Origin of the sequence: Cohaesibacter haloalkalitolerans (genome assembly GCF_003574655.1) — a bacterium.
GTDB lineage: Bacteria > Pseudomonadota > Alphaproteobacteria > Rhizobiales > Cohaesibacteraceae > Cohaesibacter > Cohaesibacter haloalkalitolerans.
Genome location: NZ_QNUM01000002.1, coordinates 583,341 through 598,304, shown reverse-complemented (window position 1 = coordinate 598,304; position 14,964 = coordinate 583,341). Strand labels below are relative to the sequence as shown.

10 protein-coding genes and 1 pseudogene are annotated in these 14,964 nt (G+C 58.5%); 4 read left to right on the top strand and 7 right to left on the bottom strand.

All coding sequences use genetic code 11. The features are described 5' to 3' along the window. The first annotated feature begins 89 nt into the window (after positions 1-89). Positions 90-608 (top strand): response regulator transcription factor, encoded by a 519-nt coding sequence (locus DSL70_RS06630; protein ID WP_119307088.1) that lies wholly within the window; start codon positions 90-92, stop codon positions 606-608. On the opposite strand, the gene DSL70_RS06625 is transcribed toward DSL70_RS06630, so the two are convergent. The 5 genes and pseudogenes from DSL70_RS06625 to DSL70_RS06610 form a co-directional block, all read right to left on the bottom strand. Then, on the bottom strand, positions 605-1,714 hold the full coding sequence (locus DSL70_RS06625) for an ATP-dependent DNA helicase (protein WP_119307087.1): 1,110 nt from the start codon (positions 1,712-1,714) through the stop codon (positions 605-607). The two genes, DSL70_RS06630 and DSL70_RS06625, sit on opposite strands and share 4 nt — an antisense overlap. A 332-nt stretch (positions 1,715-2,046) precedes the next feature. Beyond that, complete coding sequence (locus DSL70_RS22555; RefSeq protein ID WP_245418109.1) at positions 2,047-2,433, bottom strand: hypothetical protein; 387 nt, start codon at positions 2,431-2,433, stop codon at positions 2,047-2,049. A 117-nt stretch (positions 2,434-2,550) separates the two neighbouring features. After that, positions 2,551-2,706: pseudogene (locus DSL70_RS22875) on the bottom strand (TetR/AcrR family transcriptional regulator); the annotation flags it as partial. Between the two features lie 314 nt (positions 2,707-3,020). Further along, the gene (locus DSL70_RS06615; protein ID WP_119307085.1) at positions 3,021-4,130 is read right to left on the bottom strand and encodes a DegT/DnrJ/EryC1/StrS family aminotransferase; all 1,110 of its coding nucleotides are present in this window, start codon (positions 4,128-4,130) and stop codon (positions 3,021-3,023) included. Positions 4,131-4,372: 242 nt separating this feature from the next. Continuing rightward, positions 4,373-5,287 carry a MurR/RpiR family transcriptional regulator gene (locus DSL70_RS06610; RefSeq protein ID WP_119307084.1) on the bottom strand — a complete coding sequence of 305 codons (915 nt, stop codon included), beginning with the start codon at positions 5,285-5,287 and terminating at the stop codon, positions 4,373-4,375. A gap of 277 nt (positions 5,288-5,564) precedes the next feature. Between DSL70_RS06610 and DSL70_RS06605 the strand changes: the two genes are divergently transcribed. Both DSL70_RS06605 and DSL70_RS06600 read left to right on the top strand, forming a co-directional pair. Further along, the gene (locus DSL70_RS06605) at positions 5,565-6,419 is read left to right on the top strand and encodes a 3-keto-5-aminohexanoate cleavage protein (RefSeq protein WP_162916412.1); all 855 of its coding nucleotides are present in this window, start codon (positions 5,565-5,567) and stop codon (positions 6,417-6,419) included. Positions 6,420-6,542: 123 nt separating this feature from the next. Beyond that, positions 6,543-7,160 carry an NUDIX domain-containing protein gene (locus DSL70_RS06600; RefSeq protein WP_119307082.1) on the top strand — a complete coding sequence of 206 codons (618 nt, stop codon included), beginning with the start codon at positions 6,543-6,545 and terminating at the stop codon, positions 7,158-7,160. A gap of 156 nt (positions 7,161-7,316) precedes the next feature. Here the strand turns inward: DSL70_RS06600 and DSL70_RS06595 are convergent, their stop codons facing one another. Beyond that, positions 7,317-8,285, bottom strand: coding sequence for a threonine dehydratase (locus tag DSL70_RS06595; RefSeq protein WP_119307081.1), 969 nt, complete (start codon positions 8,283-8,285; stop codon positions 7,317-7,319). A gap of 420 nt (positions 8,286-8,705) precedes the next feature. On the opposite strand from DSL70_RS06595, the gene DSL70_RS06590 reads away from it, so the two are divergent. Beyond that, on the top strand, positions 8,706-10,106 hold the full coding sequence (locus DSL70_RS06590; RefSeq protein ID WP_162916411.1) for an aminotransferase-like domain-containing protein: 1,401 nt from the start codon (positions 8,706-8,708) through the stop codon (positions 10,104-10,106). Between the two features lie 96 nt (positions 10,107-10,202). On the opposite strand, the gene DSL70_RS22550 is transcribed toward DSL70_RS06590, so the two are convergent. After that, positions 10,203-14,813 (bottom strand): ATP-binding protein, encoded by a 4,611-nt coding sequence (locus tag DSL70_RS22550; protein WP_245418108.1) that lies wholly within the window; start codon positions 14,811-14,813, stop codon positions 10,203-10,205. Positions 14,814-14,964 lie beyond the last annotated feature (151 nt).

The window sequence follows — 14,964 nt, the reverse complement described above, 5'->3', positions numbered from 1 at the left end:
AAGATTCTTAAACGCTTTGCTTTTATACTTTCCGCACAGTCGGTCTGTCTGCAGGCCACCGCAAATGACTTGCGGGTGCGGAGTGTGTGATGTCGGTAACGGTTCTTTCTGCTTTGAGAGTACTTGTCATAGAAGATAGTGCGTATATGCGCACGATCATCCGTACCATTTTGCAGGGGCTGGGTGTTCGCGAGATCTTCGAGGCAGAAGACGGCGGTGTCGGGCTGGAGAAGCTTGAGCAGCTTTCTCCGGACATTCTGATCATCGACTGGGTTCTGCCCATTCTGGATGGCCCGGAACTGGTGCGTCTGGTGCGCAACCCGAACCACCCGATGGGCACCGTGCCGATCATCATGATCTCATCCTATGCCGAAAAGCATCGCATCATGGAAGCCAAGCAGTTGGGGGTCCATGAGTTTCTGCGCAAGCCTTTTTCCGCCAAGGACATGTATCTCCGGATCGTGGCAGCCACCTCGATGGATCGTCCGTTTGTCCGCACCGACAATTACTATGGTCCGGCCCCGCGTGAGTCGGTCACCCGACGCACCGGAGATGGCACGACCGATCTGGCTCAGACCGGCGTTTCCGTTCCAACTGCCTTCGCCTAGCGCACGATTGTCAGGCTCTCGGCTGCGCGCGTCACGCCAGTATAAAGCCAGCGTGTCCTGTGATCTCTGAATGCCCAGCTTTCATCAAACAGCATGACATTGTTCCACTGGGAGCCCTGTGCCTTGTGCACAGTGAGCGCATAGCCATAGTCGAACGCGTCTCCCTGTTTGCGCACGGTCCAGGGAATTTCCCCTTCATGTTCCTCGAACAGGGCCTTGGGAACCTTCAACGCCACCCGACCCGACAATTCGTGGGCCAGCTCAGGCGAGACCCGCATCTTGATGTCCTTGCCGGTGCGGCTGGTGACCTTGTCGACCATCCAAATGCCGCCGTTGAGCAACCCCTTCTGATGGTTGTTACGCAGGCACACCAGCTTGTCACCCACCTGCGGGTAGGGGCCGTCGAAATCCTTCAGCTCCCTGAGGCGATTGTTGTATTTCTGCCGGGTCACATTGCGCCCGACGAGCACCTGATCGGCGGCCAGCACCTGATCGGTCTCCAGCGTTCGGCGCCCTATCACCTGAACGGCACCATAGTCGCCATAGTCCGGGGTGCGGCCCTCGCGGACGTCCTGAGCCAGACGGATGATCGGATTGTCCTGTGCCTGACGGTGGATCTCGGTGAGCATGATGTCCGGCTCGGCGTCCGTGAAATAGCCGCCGCCAGAAACAGGCGGCAACTGGGCGGGATCGCCCAGAACAAGCACCGGCTTGCCGAAGGAGAGCAGGTCCGAGCCAAGCATCTCGTCAACCATCGAGCATTCGTCGATGACGATCAGATCGGCATCATGGGCCGGACTGTCGCGGTTGATGACAAAGGCGGGAACATCTTCCTCGCGCTCGTCATCGTCACTGGTGTCCGGCCGGTAGATCATGGCATGGATGGTGCTGGCTCCGGGGCAGCCCTTCTGGCGCAGCACCTGCGCTGCCTTGCCTGTGAAGGCTCCGAACAGCACACTGCCATTGATCCCTTCGGCCAGATGGCGCGCAAGGGTCGTCTTGCCCGTTCCGGCATAGCCAAACAGTCGAAAGATCGGCTCGTTTCCGTTCCTGATCCAGTTGTCGACCGCCTTGAGCGCTGCATCCTGCTGTGGAGACCACTCCATATTTGCCTCATTGCAAACAAGACCTGCACCGGCTGCACGAATAGTCTTGGCCGGTGCGCTTGTCCTTTGAAGGCACCCGGGCCGATGCGCGCAGGACGGCGATGGTCAGGTTCGTTTCGTTTGGGAATCACTTTGGAGATTCATTACCAGATTGGTCAAGACTGTCCAAGCGGAGGCAAAATTTCAAGTCACCAGCTCCGCTTTGTGAACCCGTTGGAAAAGTCTACCCCGCAAGAGATGGGCCCGACGTTTGGTTCAGCACAAAAAAGCCCCCGGATGCGTGGTCTAGCATCCGGGGGCTTGTTTCTTTTCTGCCTCGGTCAGCGCAGGGATCAGGCCTGCATGAGAAGGCCTTCCGAGCTGCTTCTCGACCGGACTTCCCGATCGATCAGCTTGGCGAAATGCGGAGATAGACCCGAAAGCTGATCAAGACCGATGGTCGCCAGCCGATTTTCGGTTGGGTCCAGCTTGGAATAATGCGCAAGGCCAATGAGAATGGTCAGGACATGGTGCAGGCTGAGTGAGCCCATATCAGATGAACCTGAGCCCTCTTTCCTGATGCGCTCGATCAGTCTGGAAAGGCCTGCGGTCAGGTTCGCATACTGGTCCTGAAAAAGCTCATAGGACTGCAGGTCCTCGGTATTCAGTTCGCTGAGGCCGTTGAAGATCAGACAGCCGCGTCCACGTCCCTTGTCTGCCAGAAAATGACTGAAATCCATGATCAGATCCACCAATACAAGGTCTGGTTGCTGATCCTCTCCAGTCGCTCCACCTTTCATCAGGTCATGAAGTGGTGAGCTTTCCAGATAACGATCAAGAACAGTTGCAAGAATACCCTCGCGGGATCCGAAGCTGTTATAGAAACTTGATCGTTGAATCTTCATGGCATCGACAAGAGAACTGATAGAAGTGCGAACGATACCATCAGACCAGAAGCAATTCGTGGCGGCTTCAAGTACTGTCTCGGAATCGAATTCTTTAGGTCGGCCCATCATATCCCCCCGGTCAAGCGTTTATGCGGATTGTAAATATTACTTACATAAAATTTACATCGCTTAACCGATTGCTGCAACGGATTTGAGGAAACAAGTGGAAATTTAGTCGTACTAATACAATAGTCGGTACGGAGAAATTGATCGTTTTGACAAGATTAGAACTGTAATAATCCTATACATATTAATCATAAATCCATTCATTTGCATGAAGGTGGACAAAATACCCCTTGCGCCGAATATATGCCAGATTATTGAAGTTATTGATACATTACTCAGGCAATGTTTTTGTGTACGTATATTACCTAAGGTATTTAGGCGCGTGACTGCTGTAGCGTCAAGAAATTTTTAACTGTTGCGCAGAGTTGCATTTGTTCCTTGCGACACAACCTGTTGCCTGTGGGTAAACTGATTGCACCGGCACTCCACCTCGCTGCATTCGGGAAAATGTCGCCTGATTCTGAGCGCTGAAAGAACTTCAACTGGCCGAGATTGCGGTAGGTTACGTGGACTTTGAAGCCTTCATGATAGAGCAATTCGAACAGCGCGTCTCTCAGGGCAGGGTCTACTGCGATAGGGAAGCTTTGCGAAATTCTGACGTCAATTTCATCCAGAGGTAGTGTTTTCAAGCCCAGTCCGGCAAAGCTTTCATCGTAGATTGCTGCCTGTTTGCCAATCAGTTCCCGAGTATTAAGGCTATAACTAATGCAGGTCTGGAAATGCGCATCCTGCGTCTCGTCGAGGCTGCTGACCAGATCGACATAGGGTGCCTCTTCCATGTCCGGAGCATCAAACTGGAACAGGCGCTCGGCGACATCGTGCTGGGCTGTCCAGTAGGACATTCGTGCATGATGCGACGCGTTGCGTGTAACGATGAAGGCCGGCAACTCTCCCTCTACTTCGCGCATGCCGGGAAGACACCCCACGAGCAGGTCGCAATGGGCGGCCGGTTGTTCGCACACGCCAAGGGCCAGAAAGGCATCGGATCCATCTTCGACAAGCGCAATGGAGCGCCGGCTTAGGTCTTCATGCAGGGCGGCCTGAGGGGCGACCTGGCCATAGAGGTGGCAGAGCACTACGCAGCGGGTGCGTTCGGTGATTGCTGCCAGCACGGCTTCCGGAGCCAGAAGCAGTGTGTCGGGAGCCACATCGACCAGCACCGGCCTGGCCTTGGCAAGCAGCACTGCATGGGCAACACCCGCCGGGGCCAGAGCGGGAATGATCACTTCATCGCCGGGTTCTATATTGCAGGATAGAAGCGCCGTATAAAGGGCACTGGACCAGCCTGCGCAAAAATGGACATGGGCATTTTTGAAATGGCTTTTTAGCCGGGATCGTGCACTGTCTGGGGCTCCATGGGCCTCTGCCAGCGCGGATGCGGATGAAGGCTGGTTGTTTGCGGAAGAGGGATGGATTTCATTCATGGTGACAGCGCCTGAACTTTGCCCGTAACGCGGAGGCTTTGACTTGCGGGATAGGTTACTGTCAGGCTAACGCCAGAGGCGGCAAGAAGCGGTTAATCGCTCGGGTCCGGCGGGCACCATTTTCTCTGCCCGGTGGTCTTTTTGCCTCTATGGTAAACAAAGTCCTGCCACACGCAGGGCTTTCTCCCCAATTGGGCCCAAAGAGCCAAATGGATGGACGGACAGGGGGCGAGGAAAGACGCTCAGGAATTGAACAGCTCGTCTTCATCGAGATCGTCAGCGGGTTCGACCGGGCTGAGATAGCCCTCAACCGCATGCACCTGATCCCGGAAGCGGCGCAGGTTGTCGACCACGGCGGAGCCGCCAAGGCGCGTGCATTCTGCCAGAATGAGCTCGCAGGCCGAAGCGGCAGGCACCAGCGAGGGCAGCAACTGCGGTCCGGTCATCGGTACGAACAGGCCCATGTTGGCGTAGGGTACGGCAGGCGAGGACATGGTGTCGGTGATCGCTACGATCTTGCAGCCGCGCTTCTTGGCAACCGTCAACAGGCGGCCACCCTCCGAGGCGTAGGGCGCGAAGGTGAAGAGAATGATCAGGTCATGCTCGTCCGCTTGTCCCAATACGTCGAAATGCGATCCATCCGGGCTTTCCAGCAGCTGGATCTTGGGCATGGCGATCTGGCCCGCATAGGCCAGATAGTGAGCGAAGGCAAAGGACGAGCGATAGCCGGAAACATAGACCCGCTTGGCCTCCAGAATGGCCCGGGCGATGCGCTGCACCGCCTTTTGCGTATCCGGCTGGAACAGGCTGGTCAGGTTGCCCAGGGTCGCCTTGCCGATCTCGAAGAAGATGTCCGACTCGGTGTCCCAGCGGCTATCCTTCTGCAGGGCCGCCGCCCGGTCCTCAAAGCGCACGTCCCGTGCCTGCACGCCTTGCTGGAATACGGCCCGGAATGGCTCGAATGTCGAGAAGCCGACCACCTGCGCCAGTCGGACCACGGTGGAGGGATGCACATCGGCCGCCTTGGCCAGTTGGCGCACCGACTTGAAGGCGACGTCGGCCGGGTTTTCCAGAATATAGGAGGCTGCCACCTTCATCTGGGGTGACAGGTCGGCATAGGAGTCCCAAAGTTCTTGGCGTAGGTCATCCAGCGTCATGACGGCTCATTTCATTCAACATCAAAGGCAGATAAGGCTCAGCTTGCAGGCAGCGCGGACGGATTGCGCCACACTCTGTCATCTTAATACATAAGTTGGGACGGTTTGGCAAAAGCCTCTTGCTCTTCTGGCCCAAGGGGTAAGGCTCAAGGCTGCAATCATGACTTGTTGATAGATGAAAATGGCGCTTCATATGCCGATTGGTCATGTTAAGGTATTGAAATATAATAATGCAATGAAGTGCTTGCCACTTCGGATACTGTTGGGGCAGCACGTCATGCTCGGAATACCAAAACCCTTGATTGTCTCCTTTTCGGTTAATGGACTGAAAAGATCCAAACGTGACCATGTTTTCATCCCGATAAAAGTGGCGGAATTGCAGGCTCAGGCGCAGCAGGCGAAGGCTGCAGGGGCTTCTCTTTTTTCCTTCTCCGTCCGGGATGGGCGCGGTGCGGCCACGCTGGAGCCTGCCCTTTCAGCTGAAGCAGTTGCGGCCCTGCGCGAAGCGCTTGGCGAGAGCTGCCTTATCCAGCTGGAGCTTGATCTGGACCAGCCGAATGCGGTGGAGGCTGCTTTGCCGCTGCTTGAGGTGGCGCGACCAGATGCCTGTCTCTTGCCGTTCGCCCAACTGTTCCCGCGCGATGGCGACGAGGCGGATGAGGACAAGGCTCGTGATCTGCTGGACGGGTGCGAGGACCTCAAGATCGGCGTGCAGTTCGCCATGTCCGACCACACTGACATCGACTGGTTCTATGCCTTCCGCCAGTATGGGGTCATTCCGGAGGAGCAGCACGCCCTTCTGTTCATTCTGGGTGAGGATGGAGAAGAGCCGCAGAGCAATCCGCATGCCTTGCGCAAATATCTCGCAGCGCTTGAAAAGCAGCACCTTCTGGATGCTGTGCGCTGGTCAGTGGCCGCCTACGGGCTTCAGGAAAAGGCAGCCCTCAGCGCAGCGATTGCTCTGGGTGGACAGATCGCTCCCGGTTGGGCATATAATATCCACTCGGTAGAGGGTGAGGTTTTTTCAAGCCAGCAACAGCAGGTCGAGGCGCTCGGACAGATTGGACGGGCGCTCGGACGTCCGTTGGCCAGCGCTTTTGAAGCCCGCACCCTGCTGTTCGGGCCACGCTAGGTGGCTCGCATCCTTTAAGGCCATTCAGCCCGGCCCTGTCGGTTCTGAAAGCGTGCTGCGCTTTCCGGGTGCTCCGGGTCTGCTTGCGCTGTCTGGTCTTCATCCGTTACGAAGGGACTATACATGTCGGATCGCTTTCTTCCCCGGCGCGACAAGGTGAACGCCGAGCTTGGCAAATGCGAGCTCAAATATGATGGCTTCATCAAGCTGTCCACCTGCGAGCTTACCTTTACACGCAGCGACGGTGAGCGGGTCACCCTGAGCCGGGAAATCCACGACCACGGCGAAGCAATCTGTGTGCTGCCGGTCGATCGCGAGCGGCGCGTGGCCATGCTGGTGCGACAGCTTAGGGCCGGTGCCGTCTACAATGGCGAGACGGACCCGATGATCCTTGAGGTGGCCGCCGGTCTCATCGATCCGGGCGAGGAGCCGGAAACGGCCGTCATGCGGGAAGCTGCCGAGGAATTGGGGTTCCGCCTGTCGGAGCTTCAGCAGGTGGCTGCCTATTATGTCTCTCCGGGCACCCTGACCGAGCGGATCTATGCCTATCTGGCGTCCTACAGCCTCAATGACCGCATCGGTGAAGGCGGCGGGCTGGAAGACGAGGGGGAGGACATCATCGTCGAGGAAATTGCCCTTGATGAGCTCGGCGAGGCGGTGCTGCAAGGCTCTTTGCGCGATGCCAAGACCATCATGCTGATCCAGCATCTGATGTTGAGCGAGCCCGAGCTGTTCTTCTGACCGCTTATCGTCACACCTGCCCATCGGCCCTACGGACCATGCGAGCCAGAGGAAAGCAATAAAAAGCCGGAGACCGTGGTCTCCGGCGAGTTGAGTGCCCTTTTCTTGGTTTCCCACACGCGGTGCGCGGCCAGACAAGAGGCCCCGCTTGATCCGTCAGACGGTTGGGGTCTGGCCACTGAGAACCTGAGCCATCCAGTCGGTATCGATATTCTGGCCACTGAGAACCACGCCGACCTTCTTGCCCGCCATCTTGTCCTTTTCGGTCATCAGACCGGCAAGGGCGGCAGCCCCAGCGCCTTCGGCGACATTGTGGGTCGCCCGGTAGATCAGGCGAATGGCTTCGGCAACCGTGTCCTCTTCCACCCGGACGATGCGCTCGGCATTTTCCATGATGATTTCCAGCGAAACCGGATCGGGAACGCGCACGGCAAGGCCATCGGCAAAGGTGTCGCTGCGGTCTGCGGCGGTCAGCTTGCCGCATTCAAAGGAATTGGCATAGCCATCAACGCGGGCGGTCACGACGCCAACGATCTTGGTCTTGAGATTGAGAGCATTGCGTGCTTCGATCATGCCACAGATGCCAGACCCCTTGCCGATTGGCACATAGACCGTATCCAGATCAGGGTTCTGCTTCAGCATTTCATAGGAATAGGTGCCAACGCCAGCTACCAGATCCTCGTGATAGGACGGCACCATGTGCAGGCCTTCATCGGCGGCCATGGCCTTGGCCTTGGTAACGGCCTCATCGAAGTCGTCGCCCGCTTCGATCACAGTCGCGCCAAAGGCGCGCATGGCGGCGTTCTTTTCGGGGGAATTGCCCTTCGGCACAACGATCGTGGCGCTCAGTCCTTCAATGCCGGCAGCAAAGGCGAGGCTCTGGCCGTGGTTGCCACGGGTGGCGGAGATGAGGCCAGCTCCCTTCGGGAAACGTTTCTTGTAGCGGTTGGCATAGACCAGCCCGCCACGCACCTTGAAAGCGCCGGTCGGGGTGTGATTCTCATGCTTCATCCAGACATCGGCCCCGAGCGCATCGGCCAGAATTGGCCAGTTATAGCATGCGGTGGGAGAAAGAACCCGATAGATCAGTTCTTCGGCCTTTTCAAAATCGACACATGTAAGCATGGGAATATCCTTTTCGTGACTTTTACGACGTGCCGCCTGCCTGCCCGAAACGGGATCTCTGGTTTGGTTGGTCCGGTGGAGACTGTGTGAACACGGTCGGTCTCGTTGGGGGTCGGTCTCGTTGGGAGTCGGTCTTGGCAGGGGGCCGTCGCCTTGAGCAATCAAATTCTTGTTGTTAAAAATCATGGCAAAGGATATTGTATGGTTCAAACCTTATATTGTATGGGGTGCAAGAATATTGCCATCCATACAATTTGGCCGTCTGGCTCCTGTTCGGGCCGGAATGCCAACGCAAGGGTCCGTGATTTGCTGAAGTGCGCGTCATGTGTGCCGACAGGGGAGGCGTCGGACACAGACAAGCACAGTGGCTGCCGGGTAAGAGCTGATCGACAAAGGCAAGGCGATGCAAGAGAGCTGGTCATGAAGGAAACAAAGGTAAGTTGGTGCCCCGATCTGGCGGGCTATGACGGGCCGATCTATCGCGCGATTGTCGAAGCCATGCAGCGGGACATCCGCACCGGCGCCCTGCCGGAGGGCTCTCGCCTGCCGACTCAGCGCGATCTGGCCTGGGCTCTCAATGTCAACCTGTCGACTGTGACGGAAGCTTTTCGCGAGGCCACCCGGTTGCGCCTCATTGCCGGGGAGGTGGGGCGCGGAACCTATGTCCTGCCGGTCAATACCGCCACCAGCCTCTATGCCATTGATCGCCCCCATGCCGAGAATGCCATCGACCTGTCCACCATCAAGCCGGTGCAGGGCTTCTCCCGCGAGGATGTTCAGAGCCGCTTTGCCGCCCTGTTGCAAAGGCAGGATCTCGTCGACGTCATGGATTATCACGCGCCCAGCCTCATCGGGCGCTGCCGTGATGCGGTCGTGAAACTCTGCCAGAGCCGTGGCTTCCACCCACCGGCAGACCGTATCTTTCCCTGCGCCGGTGCACAGGCTGCCCTGTTCGCCGCCTTGCAGATGATCGCCAAGCCAGACCTGCCGGTATTGGTGGAGGAACTGACCTTTCCCGGCATGAAGGTGGCTGCCAAGCAGATGGGGCTGCGGCTTGTGCCTGTCACCATGGACAAGAAGGGCATTCTGCCCGAAGACCTCGACCGCGCCTCAAGAGCCAGCGGTGCCCGCACGCTGGTGATCAGCCCGATTCTGCAAAACCCCACCGGAACGACCATGGACCGCCAGCGTCGTGCCGATATCGTCGAGATGGCCGAAAAGCTCGACCTGCTGGTGATTGAGGAAGATGTCTATGGCGGTTTCTCGGGCCTGCCACCGCTCAGCCTGCAATTGGCCGGACGGTCCATTCTGGTGGGGGGGCTTTCCAAGCTGGTCGCACCGGGCCTGCGCTTTGGCTATATCATTGTCACTTTCGATGCTGATAGCCCCCGTTCCCGGCTGATGAATTTTGCCACTGACGAGCTGGTGCATGTGACGAGCTGGATGACGGCACCCATCATGCTGGAGCTGGTCTGCGACTGGATTGAAAGCGGTGCTGTGGACGAGCAGATGGAATGGCAGCGGCAGGAAGCGCGTGCTCGCCAGTCTCTTGTCCGGCGCCGCCTTGGCTTGCCTGCCCTTGGCCGCAATCCCGCCGCGCCGCATCTCTGGGTCTCGACCGACGAAGGCAGCCCCTATGCAGGGCGCTCGGGCGAACAGCTTGCGTCTCTGGCCCGGGCAGCCGGGGTTGATCTGGTGTCCGCCTCGACCTTCTGTGCCGGGCGCATGCTGTCCGATGGGGTGCGCATCTGCGTGACAGCCCCAAGGGACAGGGCCGATCTCGCCGAAGCCTGCAAACGCCTCGTTCAGGCGTGGAACTAGGCCCAGCCCAACTAAGCCGGAATCTGAAATCAGGCTGTCGCACAGGGCAAGCCCTGTCCTCATCAGCGCCCGGTCCTCATGTGCGCATTGCCGCGATCAGTTGACCGGTTCGGCCGTCCGCGGCAGTTCTTCTTCAGGGCTTTCAACCACCCGTTCCGGTGGGAAAATGACCTCTACCAGCGTGCCATGACCGCGCTCGCTGGAAAGGTTGAGCCGCGCCTTGTTGGCTTCGATCAGGGCCTTGGTCAGGGGCAGGCCGAGGCCAGTGCCTTCCGCCGCGCTGCGGGTGGTCGGCGATACCTGCCGGAAAGGTTCAAGTGCCCGCTTCATGTCTTCCTTGCTCATGCCGATGCCGGTGTCGCGAATGCGCAGGATCACTTCGCCGCTGTCCTGTTGGGTCGTCGAAACGATCACCTGTCCACCCGGATGGTTGAACTTGACCGCATTGGACAGGATATTGAGGATGATCTGGCGCAGCGACCGGTTGTCGGCCACCACATCGGGAAGCCGCGAAGAGGCGGATGTCCGGATGATGATCTGGCTGCGGTTGGCCTGCGGCTGCATGATGCCGACGCATTCGGTGACCATGCCATTGAGCGGAACGGCCTCGAACTGCAGCTCCATCTTGCCCGCCTCGACCTTGGAAAGGTCCAGCAGGTCATTGAGCAGGCTGATGATATGCGTGCCGGATATCTTGATATCCTTGAGATAATCCTTGTAGCGTTCCTGCCCGATCGCCCCGAAGCGCTCTTCCATCATCACTTCGGAAAAGCCGATGATCGCGTTGAGCGGCGTCCGGATCTCATGGCTGACCTTGGCCAGAAATTCCGACTTCTTCTTGCTGGCCCGTTCGGCGCGCAGCTTCTGGGCTATCAGCTCTTCCTGCGTCCGTTTCCATTCGGTCACATCCCGCAGCACTGCACAGAAGCGGTTGGTGCCCGGTATCGACACCCGTCCCATGGTCATGACCAGCGGAATGAGGCCACCCGAGCGCAACTGGCCGATGACTTCCTGTCCACCATTGATAAGGCTGGCAAGCCCGCTGTTCCTCAGCCGCTCGAGATAAGCGAGGGCATCCTTGTGGCTCTCTTGTGCCAGCAGGGAAATGAACGGCTCTCCGGCCACCTTGTGACGGTCCACTTCGAACAGGGCCTCTGCCGAATGGTTCATCCTGAGGATGTTGCCGTCTCTGTCCAGCACCAGAACGCCGTCGGTGGCGGTATCCAGAATGGCTTCCAGTTCGGCGATTTTCTCGTCCTCTTCGGAAACCCCAATCGATGGCGGCGTAACCGGGGTTTCTTCAAAACACAGCATGGCCGCAGGCTGATCGCCCCAGGCAATAGAAGAAATGTTGGCCTGAACCGAAATGGGGCTGCCGTTTTCGGTGCGCAGGGTGGTGCGGCCGTTGGTCTTGGTCAGCCAGTCGCCGGGGCGCCCGGAAAACAGCCCTTCCATGCCGCCCGCTTCATCAAGGGCATCCTCCGAGGCAAAATCCAGCAGGCGCAAGGCGGTCTTGGAGGCGAACAGAACCCGGCTTTTGGCCGACACGATGATCGCAGTCTGCAGCTTGTTGAGCATGTCAATCAACGGCGAGGCCTTGTCCTGCCTGTCCCAGAGCGACTCTGCGCCGAGCGCCGCAACGCCCGCAACAGCTGCCGCCGTGAGAGCCGCCGTCCCCTCGATGGTGCCAGCCACCGGGGAGGCTTGCTCCTGATCGACAGGCGCATTGTCTGCTTCGTCATCCATCGCCGAGATGACAAAGTGGTTCTCGGAAACAACCGGTTCGTCAAACAGCTCATCGCCTAGCGCTTCACCCGGTGTCGGGATCTGCGGTTCCTGAAACTCGGGTGCGTCGTTGCCTCCAGCTTCAAGGGGCACGACTTCATCAAGAGGAGGGAGGCCATCAAGGCTTTCGCCTTCATTCGGTCCCTCAAGAGGCGCCACTTCGGTCTCGTCCGGCGTCGGCATTTCCTGCGGTGTGAAATCTGTTACAGAGTCCACCGGAGAGCCCGCCAAAGGGTCGGTCTGGGATGATGCGGATGTGTCCGTGGTCGTGTCGTCCGGCTCCAGAGGAGGTGTCTGTGGTCCCTCATCTTGCAGGGCTGGTGTCGCCGTTTCAACAGAAGGAGCATTGTCTTCCGCAACGTCCGGCTCTTCCTGCCGCTGTTGTTCGGCAGGATGCATCGGCGCAGCCGGTGGGACCGCCTGTTCTTTGGCTTGAGCCGCCTGATCATGCAGCTGTTTCAGCCGTGGGTCGATGGAAAGGATGTCCAGAAGAGCTTTGCTGGTAGCTGCCGACTTGTGCGCATCCTCCTTGCGCTCACGGGCTTCGAGCAGGGCGCTGAGGGGTTTGTTTGCGGATTGCCATGGCAGGACCAGATGATCCTCCTTGCGTCGTGGCGGAATGATGGAACAGAACGGGCGGCGCACAAAGGACGGCTCTGGCGCGGTCTGCTTTTCCTCATCACCGCCATCGCGGGGCACAATCGCTGCGGGCTTGTCGACCTTTTCGACTTCGCTTGCGACCTGCTGCAGGATCTCTCGTGTCGGGAAGCTTGGGGCAGGATCAGCCGAAACTTCATCCTGCTCTTCCTCCTCCTCGGCTTCCTCGTCGGAAAGCGCGGCAGGATCCTCATAGTCGTCATCAAGGTCTTCAGCAGGCAACCGGCTCTCGAATGTCTCGTCGGACAGCACGTCGGCGATTTCCTTAAAGGCGTGCTCCTCACCGGCGCTGAGCTTGTGGCCACTCTCTGGGCGCACATCGGCATCCCCGGCATCAGCCGAGGAGGGCGCAGCCACTTCTCGCACACCGGTAGCATTGCCGCTGAGCAAGGTGCCCACGAGATTTTGGCGGTTGCTTGCTGGTTGGTCTGGCGGCGTCAGATCTGAGCCATCGGCAGCTGCTTTGGCAGCTTCTTCGGTGTGGTTTGGCTGGTTGGTCGGCTGGTCTTCAAGTCCCTTCTCATTGTCTTCACACACGGCGATCACCCCGGTTGTTTCGACAGAAGCTTCTTGCGACGTCCCCCGGCCGCGTTGATCATCTGGCGAAATCAGTTCAGTCGTGGTTGCTACGGCATTCCTTGCAGCCTCAAGTAGGTCTGCAGATATTAAGTCATCAATTTGCGCAAGATGAGGCGGAACTGTGGCCTGTCCACTCTCCTGCTGCGTGTTTTCTGTTTCTGTGGCTGTTTCGGTCTCTGCGCCTGCTTCAGGCCCATGCCCGGTCGATGCCTTGACGTCGGCAGGTCTGCAAAGACCAAAGCCACGATAGCCCTGAAATCCGTGAAGTCGGCCATAGATCGGCAGGCCCGTCAGCTCCACTGCGATGCGGCAGTCCTCTCCTTCAACCGGCCACCAGACATCAAGGCTGGCCCAGGTGTCACAGCTGGCAAAGCCCCTGGCGATGGTGCCGTCCCTGTCCATCCCGAACCGTTCGGCGATTTCGGACCAGCGCATGCCGACGATGTCCGCGTTGCCACGGCCCACGGCCATCGCCAGTTCATCGGAGACAAATTTGAAGCGCCCGACCTCGTCACTTTCCCAGACAAAGTGGAACGGCCCAGCCGCTCCGCCGGTGGATTGGCCATAGTCACTGGCAGCCTGAATGGACATGGATGATGAGGCATCCTTGCCCTTGGGCGGGAAGCGCAGTGGGTAGACATTGTCGCCGGAGCGGCCCGTGGCGGCCTGCTTCTGACGGAAGTCGGCAAGGTTGGTGACCGAACGGTCCCTTTGTGGTTCGACGTCCTTGCCAGTCACCGGATCGGTGAAGGGAAGCGTGGATGGCTTGCCTGCGTCGCTGTTGAACGGGGCCTGTTCAGCTCTTTGCAACAATTCAAGGCCAGTGGTCAGCTTGTTCCGGATCTCCGACAGCTCATCAAGGCCGAACTGGTCATCGAATATGTCCGCTTCAGCTGCAGAAAACGAGGCTTCATCAGTCAGCTGATTGGGCGATTCCAGATCGGCAAAGGGGTTTTCAATCCATGGATCATGGGCCGGAACAGGGCTGGCCGGATTATGCACCAGAAGAAGATAGCGACTGCGCAAATCGTCTGAAACGCGGGCGACTGCGGCCCCGGTCTGGCTGTCGCAGAAGGGCAGGGAACCCTCTCCAACCCGTTCATCGCCATCCACCCTGGCGAGCAGTTTGCCAAGAGCGACAGCGTTTTCGCCAAACGGCAGAAAGTCTTCGGAGGATGCCAGCAATTGGCCTTCCTTGTCGAGCAGTGCGGCCCACATGGCCTTGTCGCTGGCAAGCGCCTTGAGCAGGTCGGCGGTTGGCTCGACAGGTGCGAAGGCTGTTTCGCGGGAGCTCTCGATGGCCTCCAGCGGCACCGATGACAGCACCAGCAGCACGGTTTCCCCTTCGACCGTCAGCTTCTTGCAAAGACAGGACAGAGTGACGAAGGACAGACCGAGAAAGAACCGCAACTGGTCGAGGGTCGGCGTATCGGGACGGGCGTTGCGCGCCAGCCGTGCCAAATGACGCCGGGCGGGGTGCACATCGCCAAAGCTACGCGATAGCAGCGATTCCATGCTTGTTTCGGAGAAAAATGCCAGCCCTGCGGCATTGGCCCACAAGATGCGGTTGCCCTCAGTGTTCCAAACCCACGCCGGGCGCGAGTCAAGCAGAACCGCCCCGATGGTCGGATGCGCGGTCAGAGTCAGAAAGGGTCTGGCCAGAGAAGCTGCTGGAAACGTGGGCATGGTTCTTTAATCTTGCTCATTGAAGGAAACCCTTAACAAAAGGTTTCCGGATAAATGATTGCGTTAATAAACCGTTATGACATTTTCGTTTGGCGAGGTCCAATATTTCGAGCGGAATAACCTCGCTTTTGAGCCCGCATGGTTAATCTGC

Excerpts from the sequence above, each read along its gene's own strand:
- DSL70_RS06630 (WP_119307088.1), top strand. The coding sequence starts at position 90 with ATGTCGGTAACGGTTCTTTCTGCTTTGAGAGTACTTGTCATAGAAGAT.
- DSL70_RS06625 (WP_119307087.1), bottom strand. The coding sequence starts at position 1,714 with ATGGAGTGGTCTCCACAGCAGGATGCAGCGCTCAAGGCGGTCGACAAC.
- DSL70_RS22555 (WP_245418109.1), bottom strand. The coding sequence starts at position 2,433 with ATGGATTTCAGTCATTTTCTGGCAGACAAGGGACGTGGACGCGGCTGT.
- DSL70_RS06615 (WP_119307085.1), bottom strand. The coding sequence starts at position 4,130 with ATGAATGAAATCCATCCCTCTTCCGCAAACAACCAGCCTTCATCCGCA.
- DSL70_RS06610 (WP_119307084.1), bottom strand. The coding sequence starts at position 5,287 with ATGACGCTGGATGACCTACGCCAAGAACTTTGGGACTCCTATGCCGAC.
- DSL70_RS06605 (WP_162916412.1), top strand. The coding sequence starts at position 5,565 with ATGCTCGGAATACCAAAACCCTTGATTGTCTCCTTTTCGGTTAATGGA.
- DSL70_RS06600 (WP_119307082.1), top strand. The coding sequence starts at position 6,543 with ATGTCGGATCGCTTTCTTCCCCGGCGCGACAAGGTGAACGCCGAGCTT.
- DSL70_RS06595 (WP_119307081.1), bottom strand. The coding sequence starts at position 8,285 with ATGCTTACATGTGTCGATTTTGAAAAGGCCGAAGAACTGATCTATCGG.
- DSL70_RS06590 (WP_162916411.1), top strand. The coding sequence starts at position 8,706 with ATGAAGGAAACAAAGGTAAGTTGGTGCCCCGATCTGGCGGGCTATGAC.
- DSL70_RS22550 (WP_245418108.1), bottom strand. The coding sequence starts at position 14,813 with ATGCCCACGTTTCCAGCAGCTTCTCTGGCCAGACCCTTTCTGACTCTG.